Annotated in this window: 12 protein-coding genes and 1 pseudogene; 5 read left to right on the top strand and 8 right to left on the bottom strand. The window is 69.1% G+C overall.

All coding sequences use genetic code 11. The annotated features are described in order from the left end of the window. Nucleotides 1-54 precede the first annotated feature (54 nt). The 3 genes from VFZ09_RS31385 to VFZ09_RS31375 all read right to left on the bottom strand — a co-directional run bounded on the left by VFZ09_RS31385 (nucleotide 55) and on the right by VFZ09_RS31375 (nucleotide 3141). Nucleotides 55-258, bottom strand: a complete 204-nt coding sequence (locus tag VFZ09_RS31385; protein WP_329731392.1) for a cold-shock protein — start codon at nucleotides 256-258, stop codon at nucleotides 55-57. Between the two features lie 206 nt (nucleotides 259-464). Next, nucleotides 465-1772 carry an NCS2 family permease gene (locus VFZ09_RS31380; RefSeq protein WP_329731391.1) on the bottom strand — a complete coding sequence of 436 codons (1308 nt, stop codon included), beginning with the start codon at nucleotides 1770-1772 and terminating at the stop codon, nucleotides 465-467. A gap of 100 nt (nucleotides 1773-1872) precedes the next feature. Further along, a complete protein-coding gene (locus VFZ09_RS31375) occupies nucleotides 1873-3141 on the bottom strand; it encodes a discoidin domain-containing protein (protein WP_329731390.1) in 1269 nt (422 codons plus the stop codon). 416 nt (nucleotides 3142-3557) lie between these two features. Between VFZ09_RS31375 and VFZ09_RS31370 the strand changes: the two genes are divergently transcribed. Next, on the top strand, nucleotides 3558-4196 hold the full coding sequence (locus VFZ09_RS31370) for a hypothetical protein (RefSeq protein WP_329731389.1): 639 nt from the start codon (nucleotides 3558-3560) through the stop codon (nucleotides 4194-4196). A 27-nt stretch (nucleotides 4197-4223) separates the two neighbouring features. Here the strand turns inward: VFZ09_RS31370 and treZ are convergent, their stop codons facing one another. Next, a complete protein-coding gene (gene treZ, locus VFZ09_RS31365; RefSeq protein WP_329731388.1) occupies nucleotides 4224-6083 on the bottom strand; it encodes a malto-oligosyltrehalose trehalohydrolase in 1860 nt (619 codons plus the stop codon). A gap of 185 nt (nucleotides 6084-6268) precedes the next feature. Here treZ and VFZ09_RS31360 point away from each other — a divergent pair, with 185 nt between their 5' ends. From VFZ09_RS31360 to VFZ09_RS31345, 4 genes are all read left to right on the top strand, one after another. Next, nucleotides 6269-7411, top strand: coding sequence for an AAA family ATPase (locus tag VFZ09_RS31360; protein WP_329731387.1), 1143 nt, complete (start codon nucleotides 6269-6271; stop codon nucleotides 7409-7411). 117 nt (nucleotides 7412-7528) lie between these two features. Next, complete coding sequence (locus VFZ09_RS31355; protein WP_329731386.1) at nucleotides 7529-11071, top strand: tetratricopeptide repeat protein; 3543 nt, start codon at nucleotides 7529-7531, stop codon at nucleotides 11069-11071. A 24-nt stretch (nucleotides 11072-11095) separates the two neighbouring features. Continuing rightward, complete coding sequence (locus VFZ09_RS31350; RefSeq protein WP_329731385.1) at nucleotides 11096-12745, top strand: serine/threonine-protein kinase; 1650 nt, start codon at nucleotides 11096-11098, stop codon at nucleotides 12743-12745. A gap of 27 nt (nucleotides 12746-12772) precedes the next feature. Further along, nucleotides 12773-13666: a DUF2381 family protein gene (locus tag VFZ09_RS31345; protein ID WP_329731384.1), complete on the top strand. Its 894-nt coding sequence runs from the start codon at nucleotides 12773-12775 to the stop codon at nucleotides 13664-13666. Between the two features lie 15 nt (nucleotides 13667-13681). Here VFZ09_RS31345 and VFZ09_RS31340 read toward each other — a convergent pair whose 3' ends face one another. From VFZ09_RS31340 to VFZ09_RS31325, 4 genes and pseudogenes are all read right to left on the bottom strand, one after another. Next, nucleotides 13682-14698 carry a type VI immunity family protein gene (locus VFZ09_RS31340; RefSeq protein WP_329731383.1) on the bottom strand — a complete coding sequence of 339 codons (1017 nt, stop codon included), beginning with the start codon at nucleotides 14696-14698 and terminating at the stop codon, nucleotides 13682-13684. A 57-nt stretch (nucleotides 14699-14755) separates the two neighbouring features. Beyond that, a complete protein-coding gene (locus VFZ09_RS31335; RefSeq protein WP_329731382.1) occupies nucleotides 14756-15592 on the bottom strand; it encodes a hypothetical protein in 837 nt (278 codons plus the stop codon). Between the two features lie 125 nt (nucleotides 15593-15717). After that, the gene (locus VFZ09_RS31330; RefSeq protein WP_329731381.1) at nucleotides 15718-16032 is read right to left on the bottom strand and encodes a hypothetical protein; all 315 of its coding nucleotides are present in this window, start codon (nucleotides 16030-16032) and stop codon (nucleotides 15718-15720) included. A gap of 785 nt (nucleotides 16033-16817) precedes the next feature. Then, nucleotides 16818-17031, bottom strand: a pseudogene (locus tag VFZ09_RS31325) (hypothetical protein); the annotation flags it as partial.

The following is a 17031-nucleotide window of genomic DNA, read 5'->3' as shown; positions in this document are numbered from 1 at the left end:
AGGGCCCGGCCTCGCGAAGGAGACCAGGCCCGGTGCCGGTCCTGACGGCGCGTCTTAGTTGGGGCGGACGTTCTGCGCCTGCAGGCCCTTGGGGCCGCGGGCGACGTCGAACTGGACCTTCTGCCCTTCCTGCAGGGAGCGGAAGCCATCGGACTGGATCGCGCTGTGGTGGCAGAAGAGGTCCTCGCCCCCGCCGTCCTGCGTGATGAATCCGAAGCCCTTCGCGTCGTTGAACCACTTCACGGTACCAGTTGCCATTACTCGTCTTCTTTCTTGTCCGGCCTCAATGAGTTGAGCCGGAGGCCGCACCCCAGTGAGGGGCAGCCATTGCCGTGTGTCACGTTTTCAGGCGCGTGCCTAGGGCCCCCCCTCCGAATGTCTCCGAAAAGTGGCGCCCGTGACTGGCGGCTGGGGAGGGAACCCGGGAGGCGGGACATCCATTCCCGGGCTCCAACCCCTCGGAATCAGGCACCGCCGCTGGTGGCGTAGTGGAGCACCAGCAGCGCCGCCAGCACGTACACCACCGGGTGCGCCTCGCGCGGGCGCCCCGACAGCAGCTTGAGCGCCGCGTACGACACGATGCCCGCGCTGATGCCGTTGGCGATGGAGTACGTGAAGGGCATCAGCGCGATGGTGAGGAACGCCGGCAGCGCGTCATCCATCCGGTTCCACTCCAGCTCGCGCGCCCCGCTCATCATCAGCGCGCCCACCACCACCAGCACCGGCGCCGTGGCCACCGGGGGAATGGCCGCCAGCGTGGGCACGAAGAAGAGCGACAGCAGGAAGAGCCCCGACACCACCACCGCCGTCAGCCCCGTGCGCCCGCCCTCCTCCACGCCCGCCGCCGACTCGATGTAGCACGTCACCGTGCTCGTCCCGAACACCGCGCCCGCCACCGTGCCCACCGCGTCCGCCATGAAGCCCCGGCCCGCGCCCGGCAGCTCTCCGTCGGGCTTCAGGAAGCCGCCGATGCGCCCCACGCCCAGCAGCGTGCCCGCCGTGTCGAACACGTCCACGAACAGGAACGCCAGCATCACCGTGAGGAACTTCCCCGTCAGCACCTGCGAGAAGTCGAACGCCCAGAACGTCTCGCGGGGCAGCGAGGGCACGCTCACCCACGTGGCCGGCGCCTTCGCCAGTCCCAGCCCCCACGCCGCCGCCGCCACCCCGGCGATTCCCATCAACAGCGCGCCCCGCACCTTGCGCGAGGACAGCACGCCGATGATGACCAGGCCCGCCAGCGCCAGCAGCGGCCCCGGCGCGCGCAGCACGCCCAGCTGCACCAGCGTGGCCGGGCTGTCCACCACCAGCCCCGCGTTGCGCAAGCCGATGAGCGCCAGGAACAGCCCGATGCCCGTGGTGGTGGCCAGCTTGATGGGCGGCGGAATGGCCCGGAGGATGAGCGTGCGGATGCCGCCGTAGGACAGCACGATGAAGAGCAGGCCCTCGACGAACACCGCCGTCAGCGCGAAGCGCCAGTCCACGCCCAGGCCCTTCACCACGCCGTAGGTGAAGTAGGCGTTGAGCCCCATGCCCGGCGCCAGCGCGAAGGGGAAGTTGGCGTACAGCCCCATCAGCAGCGTGCCGAACGCCGCGCCCAGCGCCGTGGCCACCGTCACGTCCGCCGCCGGCATCCCCGCTTCCGACAGAATCTGCGGGTTGACCAGCAGGATGTACGCCATGGTCAGGAACGTCACCAGGCCCGCGCGCAGCTCCGTCCCCACGGACGAGCCCCGCTCACGAATGTGGAACAGACGCTCGAGTGCTTCCATGGGGCCGGTATAGACGCCCCACCCCGCGCCGGACATGAAAAAGGCGCGGGGAGCCTTCCTCCCCGCGCCCGTGCTTCACCCCTGGAGGGCGAGGCGATGGCTACTCGGCGATCTCACGCACGCTCAGCCACTTGAAGTCCACGTCCGAGGCGCTGTCCCAGCGGAACGTGGCCAGCGGGCCGCCCCAGGTGATGGGCATGGCGTCCACGGCGCCGCCGCAGTGGGTGGCGTCTCCGCCAATCTGGCCGGAGTCCGTGATGTCGTAGACCTGCTTCCACGTCACCTTGTCCGCGTTCTCGTTGAGCCACAGCTCCAGCTTCACCGCGGGCTTCCCGTTGGAGGTGACGTTCTTCATGATGGACTTGAAGCCCACCCAGCGGCCCTTGAGCGAGCTGGTGCCCGGCTTGTAGGCCGTCTGGTCGTAGCTCACGTGCCAGGACTCCTTCTGCCAGCGCACGCGGCCGTCGTAGTGCAGGCTGCCCTTGTACGAGGAGCCCTCGCAGGCCAGCGAGTCGGTGTGGCGGCCACCGCGCGCGTACCAGGCGAAGTTGTCGCTCATGTCGCTGGCGGCGTTCACCTTGATGAAGCCCGTCATCTCCACGTTCTTCCAGTCGTTGGCGGCCTGCATGTAGCCCCGGCCCGCCAGCACGTCCCGGTCATACGTGGGGATCTTCTTCGAGTCGTAGCCCGTGGAGGTGAGCGCGTGCATGCGCACCTGGGTGCTCTTCATCTTCCAGGAGCCATCCGCGTTGCGGGTGATGGGGTCCTGCGGATCGAAGCGCGTGTCCTTCAGCGCGTCGTCCTTGAGGAACCACGTCTCGCCGCCCGCCTTCGTCGGGTAGATCATCTTCACGCCGAAGACGTCCGTGCCTGGCGTGGGCGTGGGCGTGGGCGTGGTGGTGCCGGTGATGGCGGCCACCTCCGAGATGCTCGCCCAGGTGTTCAACGTGTTGCCATTCACCGTCACGCGCACATAGCGGGCATTGCGGGCCGCGAAGGTGTAGCGCTCGAGGGCGGCCGTCTTCCCGGAGGAGGTGCCCGAGAAGGCCGTCGAGTAGGTGGTGCCATCGGTGGACGTCGAGATGACGAAGTTGCTGGCGCGCTCATTGCCGCGGTACCAGGCGATGTCGAGCGCGGTGAGGGACAGCACGGAGCCCATGTCCGCCGTGAGGAACTGGCCACGGCCATCCGCGGACCAGCGGGTAGACAGGTTCCCGTCGATGGCATTGCCAGGCAAGTTGCCATCATTCGCACTCGCGGAGGCGGAGACGAAGCCGCCGGCCGCCAGCGCCGGAGTGGCGGAGAGGGCGAGGACGGAGACGAGTCCGAAGGCGGACAGCCGCATGCCGCGGGTAGAGGATCGATTCACTGTGTCGCTTCCTTCGTGGTGAGGGGATTGGGCGCGGCCGGGGGAATTTCCCGTGCACCCCATCCCGTGTGTTGGGCTCCAAACACTCGATCCCAGAATCAATTCCCTCAGATTTCTGAGGATTTTCAAGGAGTTACGAGCGCAACCCTCCCCATGAGGTCACATCGGGCGGATGGACCTCCAAACCGGGCGGCTGCTTGCCTGACGACCTGACAGGTCGGCGGGGACAGACGGGTATAGCAAGTCACCTTCCGCGTGCCCACCCCCAGCCGGGCCCGGGAGCGCCGCGCTGGCCGCCTGGAGGGGAGGTGTGGCGGGGACGCATGCGGAGGGTGCGCTTCCAGTCCTCGGGGCTCACGCCCAGTTTTCGACAGACCCCCCCGGCATGCGTGGGGGGTGAACAGGGAGGCAACACCATGAGCTTCAAGACGAAATGGGGGCTCGGCGCGTTCGCCGCGTCCGTGCTGCTGGCCGTGCCCGCGTTCGCCCAGGACGACTACATCCCGGACGACGACACCAGCCGGGGCGAGCGCATCTACGACTCGGGCCGCGGCGGGAGCGGAGGCGTCCTCAATGACTTCAACGTCTCCGTGACGGGCGGCTTGAACACGTACACCGGTGACATCGGTGACGACACGGGCCCGGGCGGATTCCTCGGCTTGCAGGCCAACTCGCGGCCGCTGCCGTTGGTGGGCCTGGAGCTCGGCTACGAGGGCTCGCGCAACCCGTTCGAGGACATCAACGGCGGCCTGTGGCGGCACAACGTGGGCGCGCTGGCCAAGGTGGGCCCGGAGCTGGGCGCCAATGGCAACCTGCGGCCCTTCGTCGGCGCGGGCTTCGGCGTGAGCTTGCTCAACCCGAGCGAGGACGCGGAGGTCCTCTTCGACAACGACGTCGTCACCGAGGTGCCGTTGGCCGCGGGCGTGGACTACAAGTTCGGCGGCGTCACCGCCGGCGCGCGCGCCACCTACCGGCTGGTGGGCGGCGAGGACCTGGGACTGGCGCAGGACGGCAACATCGTCAACTTCGGTCTCCAGCTGGGCGGCGCGTTCTGATGCACACCGCCCCGGCTTCCGGGGGACTCAGTCCGTGAGCCGCACCACCACGGCCGAGGGTCCCTCGAGCCGCACTCCCCCGCTTCGCAGCGGCGCCTCGTGTGTGGTGCCGCCGAAGCGGGGTGCTTCGGTCCAGAGCACGAGCTGGACGTGCTCGGGAGCGCGCTCGGGCAGCCGGTGCTCCAACGTCCCCCGCACATTGAGGAGGACCTGGAGCGCGCCCTTCGGGCCGCGGCGCTCGAGCACCAGGCCGTGCTCACCCAGGGGCCGCGCGTCGAAGCGGTCCCGGCGGTTGTGCTTCAGACACGGGTCCGTGGCGCGCAGGCGCAGCAGCTCGCGGTAGAGGGCGAGCACCCCGGCGTGCTCCGGCTTCCGCGCCTCGCTCCAGTCGAGCCTCGAGCGCGTGAAGGTCTCCACGGCCTGCGGATCCGGCACCGTGTCGCCCGAGAAGCGGGTGAAGCCGGCGAACTCCTTGCGCCGCCCCTCCGTCACCAGCCTGCCCAGCTCGGCGTGGTGGTCCGTGAAGTAGAGGAAGGGCGTGCTCGCGTTCCACTCCTGCCCCATGAAGAGCAGCGGCGTGTAGGGCGACAACAGCAGCAGCGCGCTCATGGCGCGGAAGGCGGCCGGGGAGACATCCGCGCCCAGCCGCTCGCCATGCGCCCGGTTGCCCACCTGGTCATGGTTCTGGATGCAGTGCACGAGCTGCCAGGGCTGCGCCTCCCGCGCGGGCGTGCCCCGCACGCGGCCGTGCACCTGGGACACCTGCCCCTCGTAGAACCAGCCCTGGCGCAGCGTGCGGGCCAGGTCCTCCATGCCGCCGGTGTAGTCGGCGTAGTACCCCTCGTGGTCCCCCGCGAAGGCGCGGCGCATCTGGTGGTGGAAGTCATCCGCCCAGACGCCGTCCAGCCCGTAGCCCCCCTTGTCCTTGGAGCGCACCAGGCGCGTGTCGTTGCGATCGTCCTCGGCGATGACGACCACCCGGCGGCCGGGAGCCGAGGCCCGGGCGCGCTCGGAGATCTCCGTGAGCAGGTGCGGCGAGCCGTCGTCGAGGATGGCGTGGGCCGCGTCCAGGCGCAGCCCGTCCGCGTGGTAGTCGCGGATCCACATCTCCACGTTGGAGAGCACCAGCTGGCGCACCACCGCGGCGCCCTCGCCGTCGTAGTTGACGGCATCACCCCAGGGCGTGTGGTGGCGGCCGGTGAAGTAGTGCGGCGAGTAGCAGCGCAGGTAGTTCCCGTCCGGCCCGAAGTGGTTGTAGACGGCGTCGATGAGCACCGCGAGCCCCTCGGCGTGCGCGGCGTCCACGAGGCGCCGCAGGCCCTGGGGACCGCCATACGCGGCGAGCGGGGCGAACAGGTCCACCCCGTCGTAGCCCCAGTTGCGCACGCCCGGGAAGCTGGCCAGCGGCATCAGCTCCAGCGTGGTGACGCCCAGCTCCTTGAGGGAGCGCAACCGGGGGATGAGGGCCTCGAAGGTGCCCTCGGGCGTGGCGGTGCCCACGTGCACCTCGTAGAGGACCTGGGCCTCGGGGTCCGGCCCCTTCCACGCGGCGTCCGTCCAGGCGAAGTCCGGCACCACCACCTCGGAGGGGCCGTGCACACCGTCCGGTTGTGAACGGCTCCAGGGGTCCGGGAAGGGCCCCTCTCCGTCCACCTTCAGCTTGTAGCGCACGCCCGGGCCCTCGCCGGCGAGGGTCGCGGAGAAGAAGCCTCCTCCCTCGTCCACCATGGGCAGAGGGGTGCCCGGCTGCTGGCCGTCCCGTCCGTACAGCACCACCTGTACCTCGCGGTGTCCCGGTGCCCAGACGCGCCACCGCACTCCCGCCCCCGGCTCCACCCAGGCACCCAGGCGAGGAGCCTGCCCTCGCGTACTCTCCGCTCGTTCCATGGCCTTCTACTTATCCACCCTCACGCCAGGGGAACGTGTTTCGTGGGCCAATAGGGCGGGGAGATGTTCACTGGTGGCCCGGCTCGGACGGTGGATGCCCCCTCCGAGAGCGGGCGGGCACTGGCATGGAGAGCAGGCAACGCTTGTCCAGGGCTGTCCCGAACCGGAAAGATGCCACCCACTTCATGAGCCCACGTCCCGACCACCTGCAGGCCCTCCACTTCGAGCGCGACGCGTCCGTCCGCGAGCGCGTCGCCGCGTTGGAGGTGCTGTCACCCCGTGAGATCGACCAACGCCTCTCCGAGCTGGGCTACAGGGGCCAGCAGGAGGCCCGGCGCGCGGCGTCGGTGCTCGCCTACCGTCACCTGCAGCGGCTGCGGCGCATCCACCTGGAGGGGTTGGACCCCGAGCCGGGAACGCGGGAGAACTGTCTGTTCCTGGGCCCCACCGGCAGCGGGAAGACGTTCCTGGTGGAGCTGCTCTTCAAGGAGATTCTCGGGGTGCCCACGGTCATCGTGGACGCCACGCAGTTCTCCGAGACGGGCTACGTGGGCGACGACGTGACGACGATGCTCTCGCGCCTGTACGAGGCGGCGGGCGGGGACGCGGCGTGGGCGGCCTGCGGGGCCATCTGCATGGACGAGTTCGACAAGCTCGCCACCAGCCGCTCCGATGCCCGCTTCGCCGGACAGCAGACCACCAAGGACGTGAGTGGCTTCGGTGTGCAGCGCAGTCTGTTGAACCTGCTGAGCGCGCCGAGGGCGGACTTCCCGCCGGACTTCGGCTTCACCAGCCGCACGCCGCCCATGCCGATGGAGCTGTCGGCGCTGACGTTCATCGCCTGCGGGGCCTTCAGCGGCCTGAAGCACACGGCGGAGGAGCTGGGCGGCCACAAGGAGCGGATGGGCTTCGGGCGCGAGACGGGCAAGCGCGAGACGGCCATCGCGGAGAAGGTGACGGATGATCAGCTCGAGCAGACGACGGCCTTCGCGCGCTACGGCTTCATCCCGGAGCTGATTGGACGGTTCAGCCGCATCGTGTCGTTCTCGCCACTGGACGCGAAGACGCTGGGCAACATCCTCGAGGACAACGTGCTGCGCGCGTATGAGCGCGAGTTCGCCCACGAGCGGCTGACGCTGGTGGTGGAGCCGGCGGTGCGCGAGTGGGTGGTGGCGCGGGCGCTCAAGCGCGAGACGGGAGCCCGCGGCCTGCGCGCCGCCCTGGTGCCGCAGTTGGAGCGCGCCGCATACGACCACTTCGGCGAGCCGCAGGTGACCACCGTGCGCCTGGTGCTCGACGGCGAACAGGTGCGCACCCTCGCGGAGTGAAGCGCTCCATCTCGCCTATGCTGTCCGCCGATTGCGTGTCGTAAGCCGTTCACGGGGGGCCTGCCCACCGGACCCACCCGCGTGGAGGGGTCCACGGAGCGGGGATCGGAGGATGACATGTGGCGGGTTCTCGGGTGGTCGTTGTTGGTGGCCGTGTGTTGTGCGGCAGCGGTGGCGCACGCGGAGGCCCCACCGGACGCGCGCCTGCGGGAGGCACGGACGGCGCTCGACGAGGCGGCCACGCTCTGGGACGCGGGCAGGTACGATGACGCCATCGCCCGGGGCGAGCACGCGCTGGCACTGCGGGAGGCCGTGCTCGGAGACACCCATCCGGACGTCGCCGGGTGCCTGGTCCAGCTCGGCGCGCATCACCTGCTTCGGGGAAACCCCGCCCGGGCCGAGCCGCTCCTCACGCGCGCGCTGACCCTCCAGGAAGCGGCCCTCGGCCAGAACCACCCCGAGGTCGCGCGAACCCTCACCCACCTCGCCCAGCTCTACCAGGCCCAGGGCTCATTCGAGCGGGCCGAACCGCTCCATGCGCGTGCGCTGGCCATTCGGGAAGCGGCCCTCGGCCAGAACCCTCTCCTCGTCGCCGAGTCGCTCAACCACCTCGCCCAGCTCTACCAGGCGCTGGGGTCATTCGAGCGGTCCAAGCCGCTCCTTCAGCGCGCGTTGGCCATCCGGGAAGCGGCCCTCGGCCAGAACCACCCGGAGCTCGCGCGAACACTCAACGACCTCGCCAGCGTCTACTCGGACCGGACCGAGTACGCTCGTGCCGAGCCGCTCTTCCTGCGCGCGGTGGCCATCTGGGAAGCGGCCCTCGGCCAGAACCCCCCGGAGCTCGCGATCCCGCTCTCGAAACTCATCGAGCTCTACGAGGCCCAGGGACTGGTCGCTCGTGCCGATCCGCTCTATCCGCGGCTGCAGTCCCTCCTGGAAGCGGCCGTCGACAAGAACCCGCCCAACGTCGCGGTCACGCTCCGGCAACTCGCCCTCCACTCCATGCGCCAGGGAATGTTCGCTCGTGCCGAGCCGCTCTTCGCCCACGCGCTCGCCCTTCAGGAAGCGGCTGTCGGCAAGAGCCATCCCGTCCTCGTCGATACGCTTCACGCGTTCGCTGTGTCCTACACGCTCCAGGGACTGCACGGCCGGGCCGAACCGCTCTACGAACGCATGCTGGCCATCAGCGAAGCCACCTTCGGAAAGAGCCATCCCCGGGTCGCCCTCGCGGTCGTCAGCCTCGGCAACCTGTATCTGGCCCAGGGATTGTACGCGCGTGCCGAGCCGTTCCTCGAGCGAGCGCTGGCCATCCGGCAAGGGGCCCATGGAGAGAAGAGCCACTCCGTCGCCCGCGCGCTCTGCAGCCTCGGCAGCCTCCATCTGGCCCAGGGGTCGTACGCCCGCGCCGAGCCGTACCTCCAGCGCGCGGTGGCCATCGGGGAAGCGGTCTGGGGCAAGAAGGACCCCAACCTCGCCCTTCCGCTCAGCAAGCTCGGCAACCTCTACCTGGCCCAGGGGCTGTACGCCCGCGCCGAGCCGCTCCTCCGGCGCGCGCTGGCCATCGCGGAAGCGGCCTGGGGCAGGAATGCTCCCGGCACCGCCGACTCGCTGCAGGAGCTCGCCGACCTCTACTCGGCCCAGGGGTCGTACCGCCGGGCCAGGCCGCTCTACGAGCGCGCGCTCGCCATCCGGGACGCGACGTTCGGCAGGAACCATCCGCGCAACGCCGAAGCGCTCAACCATCTGGCCGCGGGCCATCTGGCCCAGCATCGCCTCACCGAGGCCCTGCCGCTGTTCACGCGCGCCTTCGCCACGTCCGAGCAGCGCCTGCGCCAGGAGATGCTCGGCTTGTCCGAGGTGCACCTGGCCCAGGTGCTCCAGTTGCTGCGCTCCGACGAGGAGCGGCTCTATGCGCTGCTGCGGTCCCATCCCGAGGACGCTCGCGTCCAACGCATGGCGCTCGGCGCCGCGCTCCTGCTCAAGGGCCGCTCCGTCGAGGAGAGCGCCGACATCTCCCGCACCATCTACCGCGGCCTGGGCCCTCGGGATCGCGCCACCTTCGAGCAGCTCCGGGCGCTGCGCGGCCAGCTGGCCCAGCTCTCCCTCGAGGGCCGCGGCTCGCTTTCCCTGGAAGCCCACCAACGGCGTCTCGACGAGCTCTTCGCGCAAGGCACGGCCCTCGAGGTGGACCTGGCCCGGCGCTCCGCCCCCCTGCGCGCGCTGATCTCCCGGCCCCCTCCCACGGAGATGGTCGACCGTGTCGCCGCGTCACTGCCCCAGGACGGAGCCCTCATCGAGCTCATCTCCTACGTGGACCGTCCGCTGGTGCCCCCACCCGGCGCCCCCGAGGCCCGTCGCGCCGGCCAGCCGCGCTACCTGGCGCTGGTGCTCTTCCCGGACGCCACCGTGCGCGTCCAGGACCTGGGCCCCGCCGGGCCCATCGACGCCGCCGCCGCGCGCCTGCGTCACGCGCTGGCCAACCGCGACGCGGCCTTCCAGGCTCCCGCCCAGGCGCTCCACCACCTCGTCTTCCAACCGCTGCGGCCACTGCTGGGGGAGACGCGCCGGCTCTTCCTGTCGCCGGATGGCCAGATGGCCCTGGTGCCCTTCGCCGCCCTGCACGACGGCCACCAGTTCCTCGTGGACGCGTTCGACTTCATCTACCTGCCCTCCGGGAGGAACCTGCTGCCCCACCCCCAGGAGAGCGCGCCCCCCAGCTCCGTCGTCGTCCTGGCCGACCCGGACTTCAGCGCCCACCTTCCCGCGCTCCCGGCCTCGTCCCCTTCCACCCAGGAAGGCACTCCGGGCTGGGCCAGCCGCCCTCCCTCCGTCGAGCGCTCCGTCTCCACGCTGCGCGAGCACCTGGCCCAGCGGGGCTGGGCCCCCGTTCCCCTGCCTGGGACGCGGCAGGAGGCCGAGTCCATCCAGCGCCTGATGCCGCAGGCCCGGCTCTTCCTGGGCCCCGAGGCCACCAAGGCGCGGCTGCTGAGTCTGCCGGCTCCCGGCATCCTCCACCTGGCCACCCATGGCTTCTTCCTGGGGGACGCGTCCGAGTCCGAGGACTCGCGTGCCGTCGGCCACTTCGGAGCGCTGGGCGAGGATCCACTCGCGAAGCCTCCCGCCGACCCCATGCTGCGCTCCGGCCTCGTCCTGGCTGGAGCGCCCACCCCGGCGGCCTCCGGCTCCAGTCCCGCGCCGCCCTCGCCCGACAGCGGACTGGTGACGGCGCTGGAGCTGGCGGGCCTCGACTTGTGGGGCACGAAGCTGGTCGTCCTGTCCGCGTGCGACACGGGGCGAGGCGACGTCAAACCCGGCCAGGGCGTGTACGGACTGCACCGGGCCTTCCTGGTGGCGGGAGCGGAGACGGTGGTGATGAGCCTGTGGAAGGTGAACGACGAGACGACGCGCGCGCTGATGGAGCTCTACTACTCCCACCTGTTGGCGGGGCAGGGCCGCGCCACGGCGCTGCGCGAGGCGATGCGCACGCTCCGGAGCACCCAGCCCCATCCCCACGACTGGGCGCCCTTCATCACCCTGGGCCGGGACACGCCCCTGCACCTGCTCGTCCCCAGCGCTCCGCTCGGCCCTTTCCAAGCGCGAGGGAGTCGCGTGCATACCCAACCCCTGAGGTCCGGGTCCGCCCACTCTTCTCTCTGGTAGCGTCTGCGGCTTCCGGAGGGATGCATGCTCGACGAAGGCGGTCAGTCGTGGGGGGCGGTGCCTGAGCTCACTCCTGGCACGGAGGTGGCGGGCTTCACCATCGAAGGAACGATCGCCTCCGGCAGCTTCGGCACCGTGTACCGCGCGAGGCGGAGCGGAAAGCCCTACGCCGTCAAGCTGGTGGCCCTCCACCCTCGAGGTGACCGGGAAGCCGCCGCGCTGCGCCTGGTGCGGCACCCCAACGTGGTGACCTTCCACGGCTATGGCCTCTGGCCCGAGGAGGAGCCGCGCTTCCTGGTGCTGGCCCTGGAGCTCATCGAGGGCCTCACGCTCGACGCCTGGGCGGCCCGGGAGAACCCCTCCGCGCTCGAGCTGGTGATGCGGGTGTTGTTACCCCTGGCGCTCACCCTGGCGGATGTGCATGCCTCGGGCGTGGTGCACCGGGACATCAAGGAGGCCAACATCCTCGTGCGCGAGCCGGACGGGCAACCGGTGCTGGTGGACTTCGGCGCGGCGGGCCTCAAGGAGGGAGCGCTCCGGCTGACGATGAGGCTACCGCCAGGCACCGCCGAGTACCGCAGCCCCGAGGTGTTGCGCTTCGCGAAGCAGTGGGAGGGCGAGCACTACCCCTTCTCCCCGGCAGATGACCTGTGGGCCATGGGCGTCGTCATCTACGGGCTGTTGACGCGCACGCTCCCCTTCGGAGACCGGAACAACCCCGGGTTGAATCGGGCCATCCTCGAGGAGACGCCGCCGGCCCCGAATGAGCTCAACCCGCGTGTGCCCCAGGTCTTGAGCGACGTGTGCATGGGGTTGCTGGAGAAGAAGCTCGAGGACCGCTACCCGGACGCGAAGGCACTCGCGGAGGACCTGCTGGAGCAGTGCACCCAGGCGGACGACTCCTGGCGCACACCGATGTTTCCGAGAAGCGGCCAGGACAAGAGCGCCCCATCCCCCGTTCCGGTGGAGCCCGGACGCAACGTCCCCCGGTGGTGGTGGGCTGCCTGCGGGCTCGGACTCACAGCGGCCCTGGTCCTCCTGTTGTGCGCGCCTCACGGTGGCACCCCACGCACAGCGTCGTCTGCTTCCCCAGCGACGTCTCCGGGCACATCTGGCCGAGAAGTCGTGGCCCGAAGCACGAAGGCGGAAGCTGCGCCCGTCGCCACCGCGACGAATAGCGAGGAGCCCAAGATGAAGAAGACGATCCGCACCCTGGTTGCCGCCGGCTGCGTTGCCAGCGCTGGCTGCGTGAGCACGCCGAAACCGCGCCCCCTGCCCCCTCCAGCCAAGTGCCCACCTGGCGCGGCCGAGACACACAAGCGCTTCGGCATGTATCCCAAAGCCATTCTCGGTGTGATGTTTACTTCCACCAACGAGCGCCCCCGGTATGAGCCTGTGCGCGATGGGCAAAAGGTTCGCGCCGAGGTCCTCGGTTCATGGCAGGAACTCCCCGAGAAGACCCTCATCGACGGGCAGTTCCACCTGAGGGATGCGCGTGTCTACGGCCGCTTCACCGCCGCCCACCTCCCCAGTGGTGAGACCGTGCCCGTGTGCATGGAATTGATGACGATCGGTGAGCCGATGAGGGGACAGGAAGTAGGGCCCGGCAGCACGTCCACCCAGGCGTTCGTCATGTCCTCCGTGAGCCTCCAGGCCGTAGAGCGCTTCGAGTAGAGAGCGCGACTCCAGAGGTAGCCTCCCATGCTCCCAGCATCCTCCTCTGTCCTGGTACTGGTTCTTCTGCAAGCCCCCACTGAACCAGTGCCCCCCGCCATCGACTGCACCGGCGTGCAACGCCACGACTTATCGCTCGCACCCGCAGCGGGTGTCGAGGTGTGCGTCAGTCCAGGGCTCTCGACGAGCTTCCGCTTCGACGCACCGGCTGAAGTGGACGTGCAGGACGACGTGCGTTTCGAGCAATTGCTCCGGGCCCGTCAACTCCTCACGCTGGTGCCACCTCCGGACATGACTCCAGGGGAGCGAATACGTCTCACGGTACGCTTCGAAGAAGGCCCGGCCCGACAGAGCGCCACGTTCGTGCTGGTGGGGCACCGCGGGCGCGCGGCCCAGCAGGTCGAGGTGTACCACGACAGACGGACCCGGGAGTCCTACATTCAGGAGATAGAGCAGGAGCGCGCGAAGAGCCAGCAACTCAGCGAAGAAGTCCAGCGACTGCGGGCACTGCTCGAGCAGTCCAGCGGACTGATGGGCCTCTTGCGTTCCTCGACATTGGGAAAGGAGGGCATCCCAGCGCAGCAATCCAGCACGCTCCTGGGTGAGCAGCACTCGGACGACGCACTGTTGCTCACGCGAGTCGTCACCTACCGCTCCAACAACAGCGTGGCGGTGGAGCTGTGGCTCAAGAACTCCGGCGTAGAGCCATGGAGCGTGGCCGGAGCGTCCTTGGTGAACACCGCGGGCGAGAGGCTGGAGGGGGTGCGCGTCGGGCAGGTCGGCCCCATCCCGCCTGGGGAGACCCTGCGCGTGTTCGTCGAAGCAGACGCGGCAAGTGGAATTCCACGCGGGGAGGTGACGCTCCGTCTGTGGAGCGAGGATGGTCGCGTCATCACCCTCCCCCAGGTGACGTTCCCATAGCCCTGGCCCCGCGGCTCAGCCCTCTCTCCCCGACACCTCGTCGAGAAAACGTCTCCACCAACGCCGAGCCTCGAGCTCGGTGAGGCGCAGCGACGTGTACCGGGGCTGCTCGACAGGCGCCGTTCGCGGCAGGAAGAGCGGCTCGAGCCAGGGCTCCAGCACCCGGGCAAGCTCGCGGTACGAGGAAAGGGTCATCCCGGAGGTCGGCGCTCCCGCCTCCGGCCGCTCCCCCACGGAGACAACGACACGCTCCGGGTCGAGCTCCACCACGGTGGTCTCGGCGGAATGAAGCCGGGAACGCAGACCCACGGCACCTCCGAGCTGAGCAAGCACAGGCGGACCCAGGAAATTGAGCCAGTGGACGCCATCCACCCGGAGACCCACCTGCTCTTCATGACGCCAGGCAGCACGGAGATCGATGCCGGGGTAGCGCAGAGCTTCGGCGCGAAAGGCGTCGTCCGAGAGCCGAAGGCCTCGGTAGAGGTGAAGCGCCAGGCCCGCGTGCCCGGAGGCGAAGAGCAGCGGGGAGGCCATGTCGAGGGCCAACTGGCGCACACAGGCGGGCCCGTGCTCCTCGAGGTACTCCAAGGGAAGCGTCGCGGTGAGCACGCTCACGAACGTTTGCTGGGGAGCAGGCCGCCACGGAATGCGAGCCTTGTACTCGAGCTCGTAGCCATTCCGGCCGTCAGGGCCTCCCGTGAAGAGAAGACCCCGCTCGAAGCCTCGCTTCTCGATCTGGACCTGCTCTGTTTCACTGTAGTCCTCGGGAAAGGACCAGGGCTTCGTATTTCCCAGGAGCCCGCGCGATAGACGCCACTGCTCCTCCGTCAATCGCGAGCCTTCGTGATGGTTGTAATGGACGAACTGGATGGCCCCAGGCCGCTCACCCACCGCGCGCATGTAGACGTCCATGGCATGGCTCACCCCGAGGGAGAGCTCGGGGTGGTCATGCGGCATGTAGAAGGCGATGCGGAACACCTCGCGCGCAAGCAACTGCCGGCGCTGGCGCGGTAGCGCTCCACCCCGGAGCATCCAGGAATCTGGCGGAACACCGCGAAGGCGAAGGCGTGGGTAGTCCTTCGGCATCAACTACCCCCCAAGCGGATTGAGCCCATCCGGTGTCACGAGCACGACCTGGCAACTCTTGGAGAGGTACTTGTAGCCTTCCAATTGAGCCTCCACCCCGGGGGAGTTCATGGGGTCCAGGCGGTGTCTCTCGTAGCAGGGGAATTTGAACTCGTAGACACACTGCACATGGGTCGCGTTCCGGGTGGCATGCACCACGACGTCGGGCCTGAGGGACCCGGCCTTGTTGTTCGTGAGAACGGCACCGTTGATCTGGGCATCCCCCTTGTAGCGAGGCTCGACGGAGAAGTTGTCACGAAGCGTCTCGGGGAGACGTTGCTTGATGCAGGCAAAGGCAGCCGCGTGCTTCAGGATCCCAAGTTGCTGGGAGAGCTTGAGGGGATTGCCCTTCTCATCGACCCCCACCAACCGGTCACACTCGGCGTCGTTCGGGAATCTTCCATTCTTGAATTTGAAGCCCCCCTCGCGCTGGTAGGCCGCGTTGACGTCGGCATGAGCCTGGGCGACGCATTCCTTGAAGACGGTCTGGACTTCTTCCAATTCCGTTTCGGTCAAGAGCCGCTCGAAGGTGAGGAGACCCTGGGCCGCCTCAACAGTCTGGACGACCTTCTCCACCACCGGACCGAGCCGGGTGGCTGCTGGTGCGAGAATTTCCCCGGTGCTGGCATTGACCGGGGCGGCGCAGGCCGCGCCACAGGACTGGTTGAATCGCGCGCGCCCGCCGGTGAGCTGCCAGCCCCAAGAGGGCTGGGGCTGAAAGGAGAAGCCGTGCGGACTCCGCGGTGCGGTGGAGCAGGAGAGGCAAAGGAACACGGTGGCCGGGACAGTGAGCAGAAGCAACGAGGCCGACCGGGCCCGCCTCGAAGGTAGGCCAAGCTGTAGAGAAGACACGGCGCACTCCGCAGGTGGGGTGTGACGACGAGAGTATCCTGGCCTGCTCCGGTGCGCCGTGGGGAAAGTTGCGTCTACCGTCCCAGGACTCCCGCCAGCACCTCGACGCCGCGCAGCACCACCTCGGGCGGCGAGCACGTGAAGCACAGCCGGATGTGGTGCGGAAACGGTCCGAAGCTGGGCCCCGGGGACACCAGCAGGTTGCGCTCGACGCACCGCTCCAGGAACCCGGGCAGGCCCTTGTCGTCCAGGTGCGCGGAGACATCCACGAAGAGGAAGGTGCTGCCCTGGGGAGGCGGAACCCCCAGGCGCGCGACCGCCTTCCTCCCCGTGTCGAGGTAGCGCGCGGAGGCCATGGCCACCCAGGCGTCCCCCGGCCCCCGCAGCACGCGCTCCCCGGCCAGCTGCGCGGCGGTGGGCGCACTGTAGAACCTGTGCGGGCCGTGAGGACCCAATTACCAGAAAAGGACCGTCCCGCAAACCCCCTCCCGGACTGCTCTTTGCGGATGCCCTCCAGGGCTTCTGGCTGGCCCGCTGAGCTTCGTTCCGCTCTCCCTGCTTTCCCTCGGTCCCCGACTCCCGCCGCTCCCACGGCTTTCTACGGGCTCTCACGCGGATGGGCTGGGGTGGGGGTTGCCCGGAATGTCCTGGGAAGGCTGGGGGGCACGGGGGGAACCTTCTGCCCCGAGGGGGCACGTTAGGCCCCGCGAAAATCACCATCGAAATTCTGGAGGGGGGCCTATGGGCGTGGATAGGCGGGCGGAACTAGCGGCGAGACTCCAGCGGACGGAGTGGGCACGACGGGAAGCACAGAGGGACCTTCTTGATGGGTCGGAGGGGGCCCGGATCCGCTACCTAACTGCCTGGGTGGAGCACGCGGAAGCAGAGCGAGATGCCGTGGGGGTGCGCATGGAGCAACCGAAACCGGTTCCTTCCAGGCCCTCCAGGTGCCCCGCTAGGCCGCTTTCGGGGCCTTAGGAGCCGTCCGGAAATTAAGTAACCAAGACATCTTGGGGAACCAACTGGAGAGCCAATCTCAACTGGAAATGTTATTTCCGGACGCCTCCTTATCCGGCGGCACGGGCGGCACGGACCCCGCACGGACGTTCAGCTCCTGGATACCCTGCATAGTATATGTGACGACCTAGTAGGGGGGCATGTCGCCCTCCTAATACTACAGTGGGACTTTGGCGCGAGGGTCTCTGCGTCGGTAATGGCAGCGTTTGGCGATGGCCTGATGGCGGCGGCGCCAGCGGCTCCAGTGCAGGACGAAGTCCAAGGCCGGCCGCACCACCCAAGCGATGTTCAGCAGCAGGCGCCGGAGTTCCTGGATGGAGAAGCGGACGAGTCCAGGCCCTGGCGCCGACGAAACCGGAGCATCCGGCGAG

Origin of the sequence: Archangium sp., from assembly GCF_036277355.1 — a bacterium.
Classification (GTDB): domain Bacteria; phylum Myxococcota; class Myxococcia; order Myxococcales; family Myxococcaceae; genus Archangium.
This window is presented reverse-complemented; position numbering and strand designations above follow the sequence as displayed.